Consider the following 18,582-nt stretch of genomic DNA (forward strand, 5'->3'; position numbering starts at 1 on the left):
ATCTAACTTAACTAATTTCCAAATGAAAAGAGGCAACCATTTATGGAAACATCTAAATTTACTCGTAAATATCTCATCGTCAATGAAGTACTAAATGCCGTCACACATGGTGTAGGCTTTGGACTTAGTATCGCTGGCCTGGTCATTTTGTTAGTCAAAGGCGCACATTTAGGCTCGCCAATTCATGTCGTTTCTTATGCGTTATACGGTTCCACGATGATTTTGTTATTTTTATTTTCTACCCTGTTTCACAGCTTAATTTTTACCAAAGCAAAAAAAGTCTTTCAAGTCTTTGACCATGCATCGATTTTTTTATTAATTGCTGGTAGCTACACGCCATTTTGTTTATTAAGCATCCAAGGATGGTTAGGTTGGACCTTATTTGTAGCGATTTGGCTGTTAGCCATCAGTGGTATCGTGTACAAATCCATTACCCTTCACAAGCAAGAAACCGTTTCGAAAATCTCAACTGTTATTTACATCATTATGGGATGGTTATGTTTATTCGCTTTTCAACCATTGACACAGTCGCTTGGACTTTGGGGAACTATTCTATTAGCCAGTGGCGGTGTTTCTTATACAGTAGGCGCCTTGTTTTATAGCTTAAAACATGTGCGGTTTATGCATGTTGTTTGGCATTTATTTGTCATGTTAGGCGCAGGTCTGATGTATTTTTCTGTTTTATTTTTCACTTAAAAAAGAAGCAGTTCGATGCTCGAACTGCTTCTTTTTATTTGCGCTCAAATGTTTCATATCGATGTGCATATTTATTTTTTTCGTCTACTACACCCTCTGTTGATTGGACTAATTCCCACTGAGACCAATCAATTTCAGGCATATAAATGTCACCATCAAATTCTTCATCAATCATCGTTCGAAGTAATTGGTCACAATAAGGTAAATAATCTTTGAAAATTAATGCTCCACCGATAATATAGACTGGATGACCTGCTTGTTTAGCATAGTCAAGAATTTCTTCTACGGTATGCATAACTAAAACGCCTTCGCTTTGATAATTCTTATCTCTCGTTAGAACAATTGTTTGACGAGAGGGCAACGCACGTTTTCCCATTCCTTCAAATGTTTTTCTTCCCATTACAATCGTATTACCAATGGTGGTTTCTTTAAAAAATTTTAAGTCTGCTGGCAAACTCCATGGAAGTTGATTATCCTTTCCAATGAGACCATTTTTATCTTGTGCCCAAAGTGCTACTAACATTTATTTCCCTTCTTTCTCCTACACTGCAATTGGTGCTTTAATTGTTGGATGTGGATTGTATCCTTCAAGTGTGATATCTGTCATTTCAAAATCAAAAATTGATTGTTTGTCTTCATTTAAAATCAATTTAGGCGCAGGTCGTACATCACGTGTTAATTGTTCACTCATTTGATCAAAGTGATTATTATAAAGGTGAGCATCACCTAAAGTATGGATAAATTCGCCAACTGCAAGGCCGGTTTCGTGAGCAATTAAATGCGTCAACAAAGCGTAACTAGCAATATTAAAAGGAACTCCTAAAAAGACATCGGCACTCCGTTGATATAGCTGACAACTTAATTTACCATCATTCACATAGAACTGAAACATCGTATGACATGGAGGCAGTGCCATTGTTGGAACATCTTCTGGATTCCACGCTGAAACAATTAAACGTCTCGAATTAGGATTTGTTTTAATCATACTGATTAAATCTTGAATTTGATCAATAAAACCACCGTTGACCGTTTCCCAATGGCGCCATTGATAACCATATACTTTTCCTAAATCACCATGTTGTTTCGCAAATGCTTCATCGTCTACAATTTTTTGGCAAAAAGCTGCCAATTCTTTTTGATACACTTCATTAAATTCTTCATCTATTAGACAACGACGACCAAAATCTGTCATATCGGGTCCTTGATAGTCAGAACTTTTAACATAACGTTCAAACGCCCACTCATCCCAAATATGATTATTATGTTGTAATAAATAGCGAATATTCGTATCACCTTTTAAAAACCATAATAGCTCACTTTTAATTAATCCAAAAGGAACACGTTTAGTCGTTAATAAAGGAAATCCCTGTTGCAAATCAAAACGCATTTGATGACCAAAAATACTTTTTGTTCCTGTTCCTGTCCGATCACCTTTTTGATTGCCTTCTTCAAGAATTTTTTTACCTAAGTCAAGGTATGCTTGTTCCATTTATCTTCCTCCTACTCGTCAGCTAGTTCACTTAAATACGCCCAACGTTCCATTTTTTCATCTAACAATTTTTCCGTTTCTGTCAGCGCATGTTGTAACTCTTGTAGCTTCGTAAAGTTGTCACCTTGGTGATTCATTTCTTCTGTATAAAGATCCATTTGTTCTTCTAATTTAGCAATATCATCTTCAATGGTTTCCCATTCTTTCTTCTCCATATAACTTAATTTCTTTTTAATTTTTTTCTCTGGTTGTTTTTCAATCGACTTGACTTTAACAACTACTTCTTTGGGTTCTTCTGTTAAATAGTCATTAATCGAACCAAAATAGGCCTCAATTTGCCCCTGACCTTTAAAAATCAGCAGTTTTTCTGCTACTTTATCTAAGAAGTAACGATCATGCGACACCGTAATAACAGCCCCTGGAAAAGATTGTAAATAATCTTCAAGAATAGTTAAGGTATCGATGTCCAAATCATTCGTTGGCTCATCTAACAGTAAGACGTTTGGTTGACCAATCAATAGCTTCAATAGGTATAAGCGGCGTTTTTCACCACCAGATAGTTTGCCAATTTTTGTCCCATGCATAAAACGTGGAAACAAAAAGCGCTCTAACATTTCAGCCACACTAATTTGTGTGCCATCACTACGTTTCACTTCTTCTGCTGCTTCTTGTAAATACGCAATCATCCGTTGCTCATTATCCATTGCTTCGTTTTGCTGTGTATAATAGGCTAAACGAACAGTCTCACCTACAATTAATTCACCTTGCTCTAAAGGTAAACGTCTTGCCAAAATATTTAACAATGTTGATTTTCCGGCACCATTTTCTCCAGTAATTCCTAAGCGTTCTCTAGCTTGAATCAATAAATCAAAATGATTCAGGATGGCTTGATTTTCAATATGATACACGCCATCTTTGATTTCTAACACTTTTTTTCCTAAGCGTTTCGTTGCAATATCAATTTCAACTTCCCCATTTGTTTTCACTTGATGAAGATTCTCTTTTAAATCTTCAAAGCGGTTGATTCGGGCTTGCTGCTTAGTCGTTCGTGCTTTAACTCCAGCACGCATCCAAGATAATTCTTGTTTGTACAGCTGGTGACGTTTTTGTTCTTGTTCACTTTCTACTCGTTCACGTTCTGCACGCGCGAATACATAAGCTTCGTAGTTTCCTTGATATTCATAAAGTTTACCAAAAGATAATTCAAAGATACGATTAGTCACGCGATCTAAGAAATAACGATCATGCGTCACCATTAATAGCGCCCCACGATACTGATTCAAATAACCTTCTAACCATTGAATGGCTTCATAATCAAGATGGTTGGTTGGTTCATCTAATAATAATAAATCTGGTTCATCAATTAAAACCTGAGCTAGACCTACACGTTTTTGCTGTCCACCAGATAATTCACTGACCAATTTATCTAATTGATGAATGCCTAATTTCTGTAAAATAATTTTTGCATTGGTATCTGTTAACCAGGCATCTTTTTCATTCATCGCTTCTTCAGCTAATGTATATTCTTTTTGAGCATTGGCATCCGAACCATTTATTTCAAGATTTAATAAGGCTTTTTCATATCGTTTCACTGTTTTTAATTGTTCACTTTCCCCTTGAAAAACTGCTTCTAAAACAGTTTGATTGTTGTCAAAAACAGTATTTTGTGACAAATAACCTATACGATAGTCACTCGGATAAAATACTTGTTGGCGATCACCATCACCACTATCTTTTCCTGATAAAATTCCTAATAAACTGGTTTTTCCGGTTCCATTTACTCCGATTAATCCAATACGATCTCTCTCATGAATTAAAAAGGAAATCTGATCAAAAAGCGTTTTTTCTCCGTAAGTTTTAGTCAACTCACTTACTTTTAATTCCTTCACAGAATCCCCTCCATTTCCTTTCGCTATTGTAACACAAAACGAGCTCGTGATATAAGTCTGTTAACTATAAAATATTCGAACGATATAGAGTGTGTTTCTGCTGACTAGCGGGCGCTTTCCCTTTATCGTTCGAATATTTTTATAGTGTGTACTTATAACCTAAACTCGTTAAGCTTAATGTAAATTTTTACTAATAGCGAATGATTCTAACAAGTTAACTTTTTGACGGTAACTATTGGCTAATAAAGAAGAGATTTTCTCTTCCCGTTCAAATTCGTCGATTGTTCGACGTTCGTACGTATAACCATTTAATAGTTCGCGTTCATAAATCGAGCTTTTTTCAATCGAAACCATTGATACCACATTCCGATGATACATACGTTTCAATAACATTTCACGACGACCAACAAGAAATGATAAAACCGTTTTGCTGACTTTTTCTTCTTTTGATTCTAATAGTTGATTAATACGTAAAGTATTCTTATCATAAATATATTTCAATTCATTGACATTAATTTTAGGATTTTTCGGAAAATCTCGGTTACGTTTTAAACGCCAGAAACGTTTTGGATGTAATAACATACGTAATAAACGACGACCGATTAATAACCATAAGCTAATAAATGACAAGAATTTTTTTTCATTTTTGAATTCATAACGATCTAGCAGTCGGTTATAAATAGCATAACTCGTTTGACTAATTTCACCTTTTTGGTACATTTCATCTAAGCCTTGTTGCTCAATCGTCAACGTCCATGCTTGCAATTCTTGCACTTTTTTCTGATCACTTTCAGTCATGCCTTCAGTTGTTATCTCCCATATTCGCATTCGATACTGATCAACAATTGCTTCAATAGCGGTTTCTTCTTCTTCTGAAAGAGAATTCTTTACTAATTTTTGTTGTAAATATTTAATGACTGCGTTTAATACTTCTAGTTCTTTTAAATCAATTGGTCGTTCATATTCTCCATCGGAAAGAAGTGGTAAGATTAACATCCCAATGGTTAAACTAACAAAAATGACACAGGCAGTCAAAAATAATAACAACGCACGCTGCTCAAATGCAACGCCATTTACAGATAATGGTAAAATAAAAATAGCTGCTAAGCTGACCGTTCCTTTTACGCCACCAAAAGTCAGCAATAAAATTTCACGCAAGGTTGTTTTTTCAGTAGTACGATGTTCTTTTACTAAATAAAACCCACCAACAAACAAGAAACGAATTAAAAAGACGACTGCAGTAATTAGTAAGACGATCATCAATAGCCAGCCATTTGAATACGTTCGGTCTGTCCATACAGGTGAAACAACTTCTGATAATTCAATTCCTAAAAATAAAAATACCAGTGCATTTAAAGTAAAACCAATCGTACTCCAAATATTCTCAGATACATTAGCTAACTGGGCATCAAATAGTGTCACCCGCTGATGGCTTCTCGATTGTAAAACACCAGCAACTACGGCTGCAATAATTCCTGAAACACCCATAATTTCTGCAATAACATAGACAACAAAGGGTAAGAGCAATTCAATTAATAAATAGCTAATCACATCTTTAGCTGCTGCTTGTTCAATGAAATTAAGTATTCTATTTTTGACCCACACAACACCAATCCCGACTAAAGCTCCACCAATACTAGATAAAACTAAAGTGACTGACGCATCTAACACAGAAAAAGTCCCAGTTAATAACGCTGCTACAGCAAATTGAAAGGCTGTTACACCCGACGCATCATTTAACAAGCCTTCACCATTTAAAATATTAATAACTTTATCAGGCATTTTAAGTTTTTTAGAGAGCGAACCAACTGCAACCGCATCGGTCGGTCCTAAAGCTGCTCCGAACGCTAAACAAGCGGCCAGAGGAATCGTTGGGAAAAATGTGTGAAGCGTAAATCCGACTGCTAATAAAGTCAAAATAACTCCACCAAATGCTAAAAATAAAATGGTGGAAAAATTCTTAGCAATCGAAGAAATATTCGCCTCTTCTCCTTCTCGAAACAAGAGAGGCGCAATAATCATCACCAGAAAAATCTCTGGTTCAAACGTAATTTCATGTCCATATTTTGACATCCCTAAGAGAATGCCTAGAAAAATTTGGGCAAAAAAGATTGGGATTGTGGGCATTACTTTACTTAAAATATTTGAGAAAGTAATTGTTAATGCAATGATAATGAGTAGTTCAATAAATTCCATCGTACCATCTTCTTTCCTTGAGTTTTGCATCTAATCCATTATACTTTATACTTAACGTTTTCACGAACATAAAGAAACCATTCAACCTAAAAAATTCTCAATGCAGACTTAGAGAGAATCGGTTTGCATTTTAATTAGGTACCTAACTTTACTTTAAAATAAAGTATAATTCGGTACCTAACTATTTGTCAATAACTTCTTACATTTTGCAATAAAAAAAGATAGATACTAAAAAGCATCTATCTTTTTGCTATTCTGCTAAATATAAATCATAATAAGCATCCATAATTTGACGAGTCAAATCTAAGTTTGGTGTGCCACGATTCTCACCTTTCAACTGTGGAATTACTACAGACACAGCAATTTCAGGATCAGAATAAGGACCATATGCTACCATATTCAAATTGTCAACATCAACAGGTTTCCCATCTACATAAATAACTCGTTCAGCTGTACCTGTTTTGGCAGCTAAATCCATCTTAGCTGCAGTTAGTGAGCGTGCTGTTGTATAGGGATCACTTCCATGAACGACTTGATAAAAGCCTTCTTGTAACAATTCCATATTTGCAGAAGAAATATCAATTTTATTTAAAACATTCGGTTCAATTTCTTCCTTCAACTCACCTAGGTTACCATTTTGATCATTGCCATAAATACCTGAAACTAGATGAGGTTGCATCCGTTGTCCTCCATTGGCCACTGTAGACACGTATTGTGCAAGTTGCATGGCAGTATACGTATCAAACTGTCCAAAGGCTAAATCCAAAACTTTACCTGCATCATTATTTTCATCCGATAAGCTAGAAACACTTGGTTGCAGACCAGTTTCTTCGTTTGGTAAATCAATTTCTGTTTTCACGCCTAACCCATAAGAGCCCATAGCCTTACGGAGTTTCTGATACGTATCTTCTTGACTTGTCACTCCAGGAATATACAAGTCTCCTCCTTTGTAATCAATGCCCATCAAACGCAAAGCAATTTGAATCATATACGAGTTTGAAGATAATTCAAGTGCTTGCACGACATTCAAATTACGATTATTGTAACCTAATTTGTTGAAGATCGAAGCTTTTGTACTACCTGGTAGATAAATCGGTTGATCATACAACACTTGGTTGCCTTCGAGTACATCGTTTTCCCAACCAGCTGTAATTGTTGCGGCTTTCATAACAGAGCCAGGTTCAAACGCGGCTTGATAGGTTCCAATAGCATTTTCAGACAGCTCATTGGTTTCAATATCATGATGATAACCTGACATCGCCATGATTCCTCCAGTTTTAGGATTCATAGCAACTACATAAATTCCTGGCGAATACTCAGCTACCTTAGTATCAACTAGATTTTGATAAAGGTTCTTAACAAGTTCATCAACTTTTTCTTGAAAAGCTGTATCAATAGTTAATACTAAGTTATCTCCTTTTTCACCTGGAGAAATCTCTTTTTGATTTTCAATTGTTCCGTCATTGCCAACTTTAATTTCTTGTTGTGATTTAACACCTTGAAGAACTTCTTCATATTGTTTTTCTAAAAAACTAGTGCCGACACGGTCATTTAACGCATATCCTTTAGCTAGATATTCTTCTGCATTTTCGGCTTGTAATCCTTCTGTTGATACGCGACCAATCACACTTTTTATTGAATTATTCCCTGTACGTAATGATCTTGTCCAATCTGTACCTGTAGATACCCCAGGTAGTTCTTTTGCACGTTCAGAAACTAATGCTAGCTCTTCGTCAGTTACGTCTTTATTCTTCACAAAAACTGTTTTTAGTTGTTGTGCACTATTTAATCGTTTAAAAATAGTTGCTACTTTTAGTTGTTCGCCATCAAATTGAATCTCATCATCTGATACTTTTCCAACTAATAATTCATATTCTTTTGAAGTTCCAGCTAATTTTTCTGTTGTGGTTAATCGTTCTCTTGCTTCATTGAGATTTTCTTTATTAGCTAACCAAAAATCTTTTAAATCTCGTTCAGTGAGTGCATCATCTGCTTCAATATCGATTAATTCATTTAAACGAGTGGCAATATCTAATAAATCGTTAGCCGTCATTTCAATCCCACGAGTAAACGTAATGGCAGCATTGGCTTCATTTTCTACTAGCGCTTCACCAGACGCATCGTAAATCATTCCACGCGGTGTGCTTCCCTGGATAGTGATTACTGATGAAGCTTTCAATTGTTCTTCAAGCTGATTGCTATTTATAATTTGTAAATGCCCTAATTGAGCAATTAAGATAACAAATAATGTAAAAATAACGAAAAATAATAAATTTAATCGAAAAGGAACATGTGATTTTCGATTGGCATTTCCAGAGAAGTTCTTTTTAAATTTCTGCATGTTGACATTCCTTCCATACTCGAGCTACTGTCTTATTTTACCAAAAAAAAAAATTAAAAAAAGCGAAAACCTCTATACTTATAGAAAAACCAACATTTTTTTGCAAAACAACGATTTGTTTCACAAAAAATCTGATTTATATCTTTTTTTCTTATAAATAAGCATTCATTCGTGAAACATTACAAACAGTCATCTAATTTGTGGACAACTAAAAAAGCGACTCATCATGAGCCGCTTCTTCTTAATATGCAAAATCAGTTGTTTCTTCTATTTCTATGTTTTCACTAGTCTCATAATAAGGTTCATCTTCAGGGTCTGCAACCGATGTATGATCCACACCATCTACAGAATCGTCATAAAATTGATTGCCGATATACCCATTGTAAGAATATTGGAATTGTGAATCAATCTCCAACGTTTTACTTGTTGGTAATTCCAATTGTTCTTTTAAGATATTTTGAGCATTCAACAATTCCGTAATACCTAAAATTTGATAATAGACACCATTCACCATTTGACCATTACCTTCTAATTGATGTTGATTAATCGTAGTAAAGGCTGGGTAATAGTTCGTTGCAATGTCTAACATATCATTCCAAGTTAAATCTGTTTTAGAATTTTTTTCCACAGCTTTCAAAATGTTCTGATAGTTACTCACACCATCTAGACTCAATACTTTTTGTACAATTTTCGTTACAACTTCTCGTTGGCGACGTTGACGACCAATATCGCCTTCAGGATCATCATAACGCATTCGTGCATAAGCTAATCCGGTTTTGCCGTCTAATGTGATTTTCCCCGCTGGAACGTGAACTTTTTCTAAAGTAAAGTCAATTTTATTATTTACTTCAATTCCACCTACTGCATCAATTAAATCACGCATCCCTTGCATGTTAATTGTCACATAATGGTCAATTGGAATATCTAGTAATTTTTCTACCGCATCCATTGCTAATTCCACACCGCCATAAGCATAAGCATGGTTTAATTTATCAAAGGTTACACCATCTAACATATCAGCCAAAATATCCCGGTCTAAACTAACAATTGTGGACTCTTTTTTCTCAGGGTTCACTGTGACTACCATCATACTATCTGAGCGTCCCTGATCCGTCCTACCAAGTGCTCCCGTATCAATACCTAATAAAAGGATTGAAAAAGGATCTCGGTCTTCAATACTTACTGCTACATCTCGTTTTTTTGTTTTTCTATTGGCAGCTTGACTAATATTATCAATGACATCATTAATATCATCAAACGCGCGCATGCCATAAATGGTAAAACCAATTACAACTGCAGCTAATATGCCTAAAATTCCTATAACTATTTTTTGATATAAACGCATTCTGCACCTCTTTCTAATAGAGCAACCGTTTAAATTTTGCCACAATTTAGAATTTGTATCAATATTACAATAGGTTTATTACATAAACTTAACAATTCTGAAACATAAATGAAAAAGAGATGGTCAACCATCTCTTAAATATAATCTACAAATTTTGCACGGAATTTCATGTGTAAATGACTTCCCAGAATCAACAAAATTAATACCATCCCCCAGAAAATAAAGCCATATGTAGCTTTTTCCCAGAACCAAGCTCGATTTAAAAATGTATCTCTGAAGCCTTCAATGATGTAATAAACAGGATTAATTCGTAAAACTTTAACTAACGTCGGTGGTAAGTTTCTATTCTGAATATCCCAAATAGGACCTGAAACATAGAATAATAAACGTAACACTGACTGTAAGAAAATGTGATAGTCACGAATTAAAACTGTAATTGTAGCATTTAGCAAGCCAAACGCAAATAAAAATACAAACATACAGAAAAAGTAATAGATGTATTGTAACCAATACAATGAAGGCGTGCCTCCAAAACCTAATACCGTAATAACTACAATTGCCAACATTGGAAAATAAGAAGACAAGTTACTGACAATATTAATGGTTGGCAATACACTCACGGGAAACTTCATTTTTGCAACCATACCGACTTGGCGATGAATACTATTCGATGCACCCAAAATAGATGAATTGACATAAAACCAGACGGTAATCCCAATTAACATCCACACAATAAACGGAACACCGGAAATTTCTCGACCTTGATTGACTCCTACACCAAATACTAAATAGTAAATTCCAACTTGAATAGCTGGATTCAAAATTTGCCATGCTAGACCCAAGTAATGACTTTGATAAGTCGCTTTGTCTTCATAGCGAGACATACGAAAAATCATGCCCATATGCTGGAACTGCTCTTTGATAACAGCGACAATTTCTTTCACAAAACTCTTCCTTTTCTATCTAAATTGAGCATTCAATTTATTTCTATTATTTAAAAACACTTGTAATAACCTCTACTGGATGTTCCACTGAATAGCTCAATGAACGTCCACTAAATGACACTAATGTACAAAAGAGTGTAGCTAGAATTGTTCCTGTCAATAACAGTTTTGTCCCAACGGTCATTTTTTCTCCTAAAGGTGTACGTTTTAAATTTTTATTGATAACTTTTTCAGAAAGCTGCTGGGCTTCTAATTGTAAATCTCCTTTAACCACACGTTCAGCTAATTCTTCTAAATTGAAAGCTTTTTGTGCCTCTTTTTGATCATCTTGATATTTTTTCTGTTCAGCTTTTGGCTGTTTCTTAAACCATTCGATAAATTGACGATATTCTTTCATCACTTCATTTGTTGGTCCAAACATCCTTAAATCACCATAATGCATCCAGATTGTTTTATCACATAACTTTTCAACCTGTCCTAAAGCATGACTAACAAAGAAAATCGTCTTGCCTTGTTCTTTAAATTCCATAATCTTATCCACACATTTTTGATAAAAGGTCTCGTCTCCAACTGATAAAGCTTCATCAATAACTAAAATATCTGGGTTATTATGCACAGCAATCGCAAAACCTAAGCGTGAACGCATCCCACTTGAATAACTTTTAACAGGTTGATTGATGAAATCTCCTAAGTCAGCAAAGGCAATAATCTCATCTAATTTTTCGTCAATTTCTTTATTTGTCATTCCAGACATTAAGCCTTTCAGACGAATATTCTCCATTCCTGTTAGTTGAAATTTCAGTCCTGCACCAATTGAAATAATCGATGTCTCACCATTCACTTCCATAGTTCCTGATGTTGGTGGAATAATTCCACTAATTACATTAGATAATGTTGACTTTCCAGAACCATTAATTCCAATAATTCCGACTGATTCACCAGCTTTTACTTCAAAATTCACACCTTTTAATGCCCAAAAACGGGGCACATTGCGATGATAAAATTTAAAAAGTGCTTTTATTTTATCTGATTTTTTCTTATACAGATCGTACTCTTTTGTAACAAGCGTACTTCTTACTTTGATTTCATTATTTTTCAATTTATTCATCCATCCTCAAAAACTCTTTAAACAATAAAAAATCATAGTTATCATACCACATTTTTTTATGAAGGGACATTTATCCTTTAGAAAGTAAAGGAAACATTAAAAAAGTCGAGACTTCTCGACTTAGTTTTCATTTAATTTTAAATCTTTTTTGATTTGTGTTGTAGAAATTTCTGGTGTACGTGCTAAATAAAGGACTTCTGCATCTGTTTGTTCTTGAATGAAATCAAATTCACCAGCCCAGTCATCGCCCATTACAAATGTATCAATATGATATTCACTCACATCAGAAACTTTTTGATCCCAGCTGTTTTCTGGAATAACTAAATCTACATAACGAATAGCTTCTAATAATTGTTTTCTTTTCTCATAAGAAAAGTAGCATTTTTTTTGTTTTTTGTTCCAGTTAAATTCATCTGTTGATAAAGCAACAACTAAATAATCACCTTGCTCTTTTGCTCGACGCAATAAGTTTATATGACCATAATGCAACAAATCAAATGTTCCATAAGTAATTACTCGTTTCATATTAAGACCTCATTTATTATTTAATATAATTGAAGATAACAAAAAACAACTAAAATAGCAACAAAAGAAAAACCACAAAGACTTCCCTTTGTGGTTTCTACTCTTAAAGTTTTGTTACTTCTGCTGCTTGAGGACCGCGATTTCCTTCAACAATGCTGAATTCAACTTCTTGTCCTTCTTCTAAAGATTTAAAGCCATCTCCTTGAATTGCAGAAAAGTGCACGAATACATCACTGCCATTGTCAGCTGTAATAAACCCAAAACCTTTTTCATTGTTAAACCATTTAACTGTACCGTGTTCCATATAAATAATGCCTCCAAAATAGTAAAATAACGAATATTTTCGTTATAAATATTATAACAAAAATGAAAACGTTAGCAATAGTTTTTTTCAAAAAGATAATCTACCATCAGAAAACCTTGTCCTATATCAGCAATATCTTCTTTTATTAATTGAAAACCACGGTGTTGATAAACAGCAATCGCTTGTTTATTATTTTGATTTACGCGTAGGCGCTGGTTTAAACGCAATTCTTGACTTAACTGATCATACCAGTCAAACACTTCACGCATCAACCCTTGTCCACGATAATCTTGATGAATATAAATTTTACTTAAATACAAATGATCTTTTTTAATTTCATAAGCTGTATATCCTACGCAGTGACCATCTGAAAATAACATATAATATTGTGTGCCTCCTGCCATTTCTTGAAGGATAGTTTCTATTCCTTGATAGTTTTCTAACATATACGCAACCTGTTGTTCTCCAATAATTGGCGTGTAGACCTCTTGCCAAATTTCTGTAATGATTGGATGAACTTCTTCAATATCTAATGGCGTAACTTTTCGACGTTCTAACACCTTATCGCTCCTTACTTTTATCGTAAAATCAAAAAAGCAGATAGAATTTTCTACCTGCTCAAACGGTTTAACCTATTATTTTGCTGCATTGTATAATTCGTTGGCTTTTTCCCAGTTCACTAAGTTCCAGAAAGCATCAATGTAGTCTGGACGAACATTTTTGTAGTTTAGGTAGTAAGCATGTTCCCAAACATCTAAACCAACAACTGGTGTACGGCCATCCATCAATGGAGAATCTTGGTTTGGTGTAGAAGTTACTTCTAATAATCCATTATTTAAAGCTAACCAAGCCCAGCCAGATCCAAAACGACTAGTTGCTGCTGCTTTAAATTCTGCTTTGAAGGCATCAAAACTACCAAATTTTTCGTCAATCGCTGCTTTTAGTTCGCCTACAGGTTCGCCACCAGCGTTTGGTGCCATAATTTCCCAGAAGAATGTATGGTTTGCATGTCCGCCACCATTATTGCGTACGGCTGTACGAATATCTTCAGGAACTGCAGTTAAATCAGAAATTAACTCTTCAACAGATTTTTCACCTAATTCAGGATATTTTTCAATTGCTGCATTTAAGTTTGTCACATAAGTGTTATGGTGTTTGTCATGATGTAAATGCATTGTTTCAACATCGATGTGTGGTTCCAAAGCATCGTAAGCATATGGTAAATCTGGTAATGTGTAAGTCATAAAATGATTCCTCCTAAATAGTTATTTACACTGTAAGACTATCAGAGAAAGCGATTTTCTTCAAAAAATATGCTTAGTTTTTTTCTCACGTACGCTTAAAAATTAAAAACTTACTAAACACATAATTAGCTACAACCACAAGGATTTGTGTAAAGATTTTTGCTACAATATCACCTGCATGAATGAATTCAATTAACACATACATACAGCCCATATCCATAATTAGAGAAAGTAAGCGATAAAACACAAACTTTGAAAATTCAATTAGCCATTCAGTACCGCCTTCTGTCTGTGAATGGAAAACCCAACGTTTATTTGTTACAAAGGCAAATAATACAGAAACAATCCAGGAAATAACTGTCGCTACCATATAGTGAAAACCAAATAAATCTAAACAAGTGAAATGGACAGCAATATTAACAATTGTTGTTAAACCTCCGAAAAAAAGATATATAAAAACTTCCCATAATTTTCTTTCTTCTAATTGCTGTTTACATTTTACTAAAAAATTCATAACTTCTGCTCCTTATTTATATAAATTTTGCTTATTTATTATTTTGTTTCTATTTATCTTCTGATACAATAGACTTTAGTATTTTAAACTATTCACTTATATGAAGGGATTGTATCATGTCATTAATTCAACTTGCAAAACACGCTTTTTTTAATTTTCCTCAATTAAAAGAAGCTCGAAAAATTGGCTTAGGAAAAATCATTGCATATATCTTATTATTAAGCTCCTTGTCTGCGATTCCAATCACTTTCCAAGTCTTACAAATTTTTAAAGATATTCAAACAGATGGTCAAGAAATTGCCAAACAAATTCCTGACTTTAGCATTGCAGATGGTAAATTAAAAACAGATAATGCTGAAAAGGGATTTATTTATCAAACAGATTCAATTATTTTTACTTTTGATCCTGAAGGTCGACGAACGCCAGAAGATGTTTCAAAAGATATGGTCGGAAACTTTCTAAGTGTTGGCTTACTTTCTGAAGAATTGATTGTTAGTTTACCTTCCAATGATGCAACCACGTCTATCTTAGGAAGTAATCAATTTGAACTTCTATATACAGACCTTACAGATGCCAATTTGCTCAACGGGAAAATGCTACGAAATATACTAGCAAATCAACAACTACCTTGGTGGGTATTTGTAGTTATTTTTATAGTTGCTCTCTATCCTTCATTTTTAAGTTTGATTGCTTCCATTTTAATTGCTACATTATTCGGAAATATTTATTGTCGTTTTCGTCAAGTACGCTATTCATTTTTAGACAACTTAAAAATTGCCACATTATGTGTCACCCTACCTGTTGTAGTAGCCACTATTGTTCATGCACTAACGTATACCTTTGATAGTAGTACTTTTGTTTTATTAAGTACACTCTTTATTTTCACACGTGCAGTTCGACCAGAAAAAAATATTACCTGACATTTCCATTTTGGGAATGTCTTTTTTTATTAAAGTTTGCTAGACTTAAAGAAAAGGAGGTTTGTTTATGAGTAAATATATTTTATCCACTCGTCCATTCCGAGAAGAATTTATTCGCCAAATGCGCGAAATCTCTACTGATTATCAATTCGTTACCAAAGATGAAATTCATGATTCTTTTGATTGGAACAATGTTGAAATCACGATTGGCTGGTCTAAAGATTGGAGTGACAAATTATTAGTCCCTTCAACTTCACTAAAATGGGTACAAGCGATTTCTGCTGGCGTCGATACGTTACCTTTAAAAGAATTTGCCCAACATCATATCCAGTTATCAAACGCCAGTGGGCTTCATGCACAATCAATTACTGATCATGTGTTAGCCATCTTATTCATGCAAAGCCGTGGAATTTTTGAAGCCATCCACAGCCAACAAAAACAAATTTGGCAATCAGAATTGACGATTAATAATTTACACGATTTACGTATCTTAATCGTTGGTACCGGAAAAATTGGTCAACAATTAGCTAAATGTTTAGCATTTTTAAATTGCCGACCAATTGGTATCAATACAAATGGACGTGCCATTGAGCATTTTCATGAAACCTATTCGATTGTAGAGCTTGCGCCACAAACTCAAAAAGCTGATGTTATCATCAATATCTTGCCGTTGACGGAAGATACTTACCATCTTTATGACGATGATTTCTTTGCAACCATGAAACAATCCGCGACATTTATTAATGTTGGTCGTGGGGCAAGTGTCGATACAACCGCTCTTTACCAAGCCTTGGTTGATCATTCCATCCATTTTGCAGCTTTGGATGTATTTGAAGAAGAACCATTGGCAGAAGATGACCCGTTATGGACGTTAGAAAACATACTAATCACACCACATATTTCAGGTTACACGCCACATTTTCAAAAAGCATTTATGCGTATTTTTATTGAGAATTTCAAATCATTTTATACTACCGGAAACCTCTCTAAAAATACAGTAAATATTCAATCTGGATATTAAAAAGAAGATGGTGAAAACCATCTTCTTATTTTTCTTCGGTTTCTTTTACAATATAAATTGGACGTTTTTTCGTTTCTAAGAAGATTTTTCCGATATATTTCCCAATAATACCGATACATAAAAGTTGAACGCCACTAACAAATAAAATAATGGATACTAATGATGGCCAACCATCTGTTTGATCACCAAAAATTAATGCACGAACAACAATAAATAATAAAGCAATTCCTGCACCGAAACACGTAATCGCACCAATAACCGACGCAATGGTTAATGGAGCATCGGAAAAATTGACAATTCCGTCTATCGAATATTTAAATAAGCTCCAAAAAGACCATGATGTCTCGCCAGCCACACGTTCGCGATTTTCATAAGAAATATATTCTGTTTTAAAACCGACCCAACTAAATATCCCTTTTGAAAAACGGTTGTATTCAGTCACCTCTAAAATCGCATCTACCATTTGACGCGTCATCAAACGAAAATCACGCGCGCCATCTACCATTTCGGTATCACCAAATTTGTTGACTAATCTATAAAACATTTTGGCAAAAAAACTACGGATTGGCGGTTCTCCGTGACGATCAGCTCTACGGGTTCCTACACAATCAATATCTGAATTCTCAAGCATTTTAATCATTTTTGGTAATAATTCTGGAGGATCTTGTAAGTCAGCATCCATAACAGTAATCAAGTCACCTTTGGCCGCTTGTAATCCAGCATATAACCCTGCTTCTTTTCCGAAATTTTTTGAAAAAGAAATATACCTTATTTTATCAGGTATCTCTTTATGGAGCTTTCGTAATACTTGTAAGGTTTGATCTTTTGATCCATCATTCACAAAAATATACTCCAATTGATGCTCGATATTTTCAGCTATTTTCTCTACTTCTTTGACAAATAATGGCAGAGATTCTTCCTCATTATAACAAGGGACTATAATTGATAACATGTCTGCTTCGACCTCCTAATTCTCAAAAATTATAGCACATTTTTTAGACATAAAGAAAAAAAAAGCTAAATTCTAAGATTAATTTAGCTTTTTTCACATGCAATTATGATAACTCTGTAAATAAATATTTTGGTTCGTTTAATTTTTCATCATAATCAACGGTCATTTCTAACCCTTTAAAGAACCAATCATCGCTTTCTTCAGCAAAAAATAATATACCATCAACAGTTTCTTCAAAAAGTGGATTTTCTGGACGATCAACAGACATCCCTACCGAGAATCCTTCATGAACTTGAGTGTTTCCATAAATTTTCCCAAAGAAACGAATGCCTGTTTCTGGTTGTAATTCTACTTCTTTTTTAAACCATGATAATGCTGTATCTGTAATTACTATTTTCATTTGCTGCACTCCTAGTCATTTAGTTTATCATCAAGCAAATCTACTTCATCCGTATTTCCAATCACAAGTAAATTATCATTTTCACGTACAATTTCGCTGGCAGCAGGAGAAACGACGACTTTACCATTTCCTCGGCGAATAGCAACAACTGTTAAGCCAAATTTTTGACGAAAATTCAATTCTAGCAATGTTTTGTTGAAGAATCGTTCATTGGTTACCCGAATCTCGGCTAATGAAAATTCATCAGAAAGTTCAATAAAATCCAAAATATTTTTAGAGACTAAATTGTGCGCAATTCGAATTCCCATATCTCTTTCCGGATGAACGACGCGATCTGCACCAATTTTTTCTAATACACGTGCATGATATTCATTTTGTGCTTTCGCTAAAATATTTGGTACACCCATTTCTTTCACCATTAAAGTAACCAGAATACTTGCTTGAATATCTTCCCCAATTGCAACAATCACATGGTCGAAATTACGAATTCCTAATGAACGTAATGTCATTTCATCTTGTGCATTCCCTACAACAGCATGAGTAGCAATATTCATGTATTCATTGACTCGATCTTCATTACTATCAATTGCTAAAACCTCTTGACCTGATTCTATCAAAGTTCGGCAAATACTCCCACCGAAACGACCTAAGCCAATAATGGCATAATTTTGTCTCATTATTTTTTCGCTCCTTT

19 protein-coding genes are annotated in these 18,582 nt (G+C 34.4%); 3 read left to right on the forward strand and 16 right to left on the reverse strand.

Annotated elements, in window-relative coordinates; all coding sequences use genetic code 11:
- The first annotated feature begins 42 nt into the window (after nt 1–42).
- The gene (trhA, locus tag AC4BC7_RS05670; protein WP_207940907.1) at nt 43–696 is read left to right on the forward strand and encodes a PAQR family membrane homeostasis protein TrhA; all 654 of its coding nucleotides are present in this window, start codon (nt 43–45) and stop codon (nt 694–696) included.
- 34 nt (nt 697–730) lie between these two features.
- Here the strand turns inward: trhA and AC4BC7_RS05675 are convergent, their stop codons facing one another.
- From AC4BC7_RS05675 to AC4BC7_RS05735, 13 genes are all read right to left on the reverse strand, one after another.
- The gene (locus AC4BC7_RS05675) at nt 731–1,219 is read right to left on the reverse strand and encodes a dihydrofolate reductase (RefSeq protein ID WP_490504096.1); all 489 of its coding nucleotides are present in this window, start codon (nt 1,217–1,219) and stop codon (nt 731–733) included.
- 18 nt (nt 1,220–1,237) lie between these two features.
- Nucleotides 1,238–2,185, reverse strand: a complete 948-nt coding sequence (locus tag AC4BC7_RS05680; RefSeq protein ID WP_207940909.1) for a thymidylate synthase — start codon at nt 2,183–2,185, stop codon at nt 1,238–1,240.
- Between the two features lie 11 nt (nt 2,186–2,196).
- Nucleotides 2,197–4,074, reverse strand: a complete 1,878-nt coding sequence (locus AC4BC7_RS05685) for an ABC-F family ATP-binding cassette domain-containing protein (protein ID WP_490504097.1) — start codon at nt 4,072–4,074, stop codon at nt 2,197–2,199.
- 174 nt (nt 4,075–4,248) lie between these two features.
- Entirely contained in the window at nt 4,249–6,270 is a 2,022-nt protein-coding gene (locus AC4BC7_RS05690; protein WP_490504098.1) for a cation:proton antiporter, read from the reverse strand.
- A 250-nt stretch (nt 6,271–6,520) separates the two neighbouring features.
- Nucleotides 6,521–8,611 carry a peptidoglycan D,D-transpeptidase FtsI family protein gene (locus tag AC4BC7_RS05695; RefSeq protein ID WP_490504099.1) on the reverse strand — a complete coding sequence of 697 codons (2,091 nt, stop codon included), beginning with the start codon at nt 8,609–8,611 and terminating at the stop codon, nt 6,521–6,523.
- A gap of 241 nt (nt 8,612–8,852) precedes the next feature.
- Nucleotides 8,853–9,956: an LCP family glycopolymer transferase gene (locus AC4BC7_RS05700; protein WP_207940913.1), complete on the reverse strand. Its 1,104-nt coding sequence runs from the start codon at nt 9,954–9,956 to the stop codon at nt 8,853–8,855.
- 134 nt (nt 9,957–10,090) lie between these two features.
- Entirely contained in the window at nt 10,091–10,900 is an 810-nt protein-coding gene (locus AC4BC7_RS05705) for an ABC transporter permease (protein ID WP_207940914.1), read from the reverse strand.
- 46 nt (nt 10,901–10,946) lie between these two features.
- Nucleotides 10,947–12,008, reverse strand: a complete 1,062-nt coding sequence (locus AC4BC7_RS05710) for an ABC transporter ATP-binding protein (protein WP_490504100.1) — start codon at nt 12,006–12,008, stop codon at nt 10,947–10,949.
- A 120-nt stretch (nt 12,009–12,128) separates the two neighbouring features.
- Nucleotides 12,129–12,533, reverse strand: coding sequence for a glycerol-3-phosphate cytidylyltransferase (tagD, locus tag AC4BC7_RS05715; RefSeq protein WP_207940916.1), 405 nt, complete (start codon nt 12,531–12,533; stop codon nt 12,129–12,131).
- A gap of 103 nt (nt 12,534–12,636) precedes the next feature.
- Nucleotides 12,637–12,837, reverse strand: a complete 201-nt coding sequence (locus AC4BC7_RS05720) for a cold-shock protein (protein WP_207940917.1) — start codon at nt 12,835–12,837, stop codon at nt 12,637–12,639.
- A 71-nt stretch (nt 12,838–12,908) separates the two neighbouring features.
- A complete protein-coding gene (locus AC4BC7_RS05725) occupies nt 12,909–13,397 on the reverse strand; it encodes a GNAT family N-acetyltransferase (RefSeq protein ID WP_490504101.1) in 489 nt (162 codons plus the stop codon).
- Nucleotides 13,398–13,472: 75 nt separating this feature from the next.
- A complete protein-coding gene (locus AC4BC7_RS05730; protein WP_207940919.1) occupies nt 13,473–14,081 on the reverse strand; it encodes a superoxide dismutase in 609 nt (202 codons plus the stop codon).
- An 85-nt stretch (nt 14,082–14,166) separates the two neighbouring features.
- A complete protein-coding gene (locus AC4BC7_RS05735) occupies nt 14,167–14,595 on the reverse strand; it encodes a GtrA family protein (RefSeq protein ID WP_207940920.1) in 429 nt (142 codons plus the stop codon).
- Between the two features lie 116 nt (nt 14,596–14,711).
- On the opposite strand from AC4BC7_RS05735, the gene AC4BC7_RS05740 reads away from it, so the two are divergent.
- Nucleotides 14,712–15,515: a DUF1189 domain-containing protein gene (locus AC4BC7_RS05740; RefSeq protein WP_490504102.1), complete on the forward strand. Its 804-nt coding sequence runs from the start codon at nt 14,712–14,714 to the stop codon at nt 15,513–15,515.
- Nucleotides 15,516–15,582: 67 nt separating this feature from the next.
- The gene (locus AC4BC7_RS05745; protein WP_490504103.1) at nt 15,583–16,536 is read left to right on the forward strand and encodes a phosphoglycerate dehydrogenase; all 954 of its coding nucleotides are present in this window, start codon (nt 15,583–15,585) and stop codon (nt 16,534–16,536) included.
- Nucleotides 16,537–16,561: 25 nt separating this feature from the next.
- On the opposite strand, the gene AC4BC7_RS05750 is transcribed toward AC4BC7_RS05745, so the two are convergent.
- From AC4BC7_RS05750 to AC4BC7_RS05760, 3 genes are all read right to left on the reverse strand, one after another.
- Complete coding sequence (locus tag AC4BC7_RS05750; RefSeq protein WP_490504104.1) at nt 16,562–17,488, reverse strand: glycosyltransferase family 2 protein; 927 nt, start codon at nt 17,486–17,488, stop codon at nt 16,562–16,564.
- Between the two features lie 103 nt (nt 17,489–17,591).
- The gene (locus AC4BC7_RS05755; RefSeq protein ID WP_207940924.1) at nt 17,592–17,888 is read right to left on the reverse strand and encodes a HesB/YadR/YfhF family protein; all 297 of its coding nucleotides are present in this window, start codon (nt 17,886–17,888) and stop codon (nt 17,592–17,594) included.
- A gap of 11 nt (nt 17,889–17,899) precedes the next feature.
- The gene (locus AC4BC7_RS05760) at nt 17,900–18,565 is read right to left on the reverse strand and encodes a potassium channel family protein (RefSeq protein WP_207940925.1); all 666 of its coding nucleotides are present in this window, start codon (nt 18,563–18,565) and stop codon (nt 17,900–17,902) included.
- Nucleotides 18,566–18,582: the final 17 nt, after the last annotated feature.

The organism is Enterococcus sp. AMC1623 (assembly GCF_058216495.1).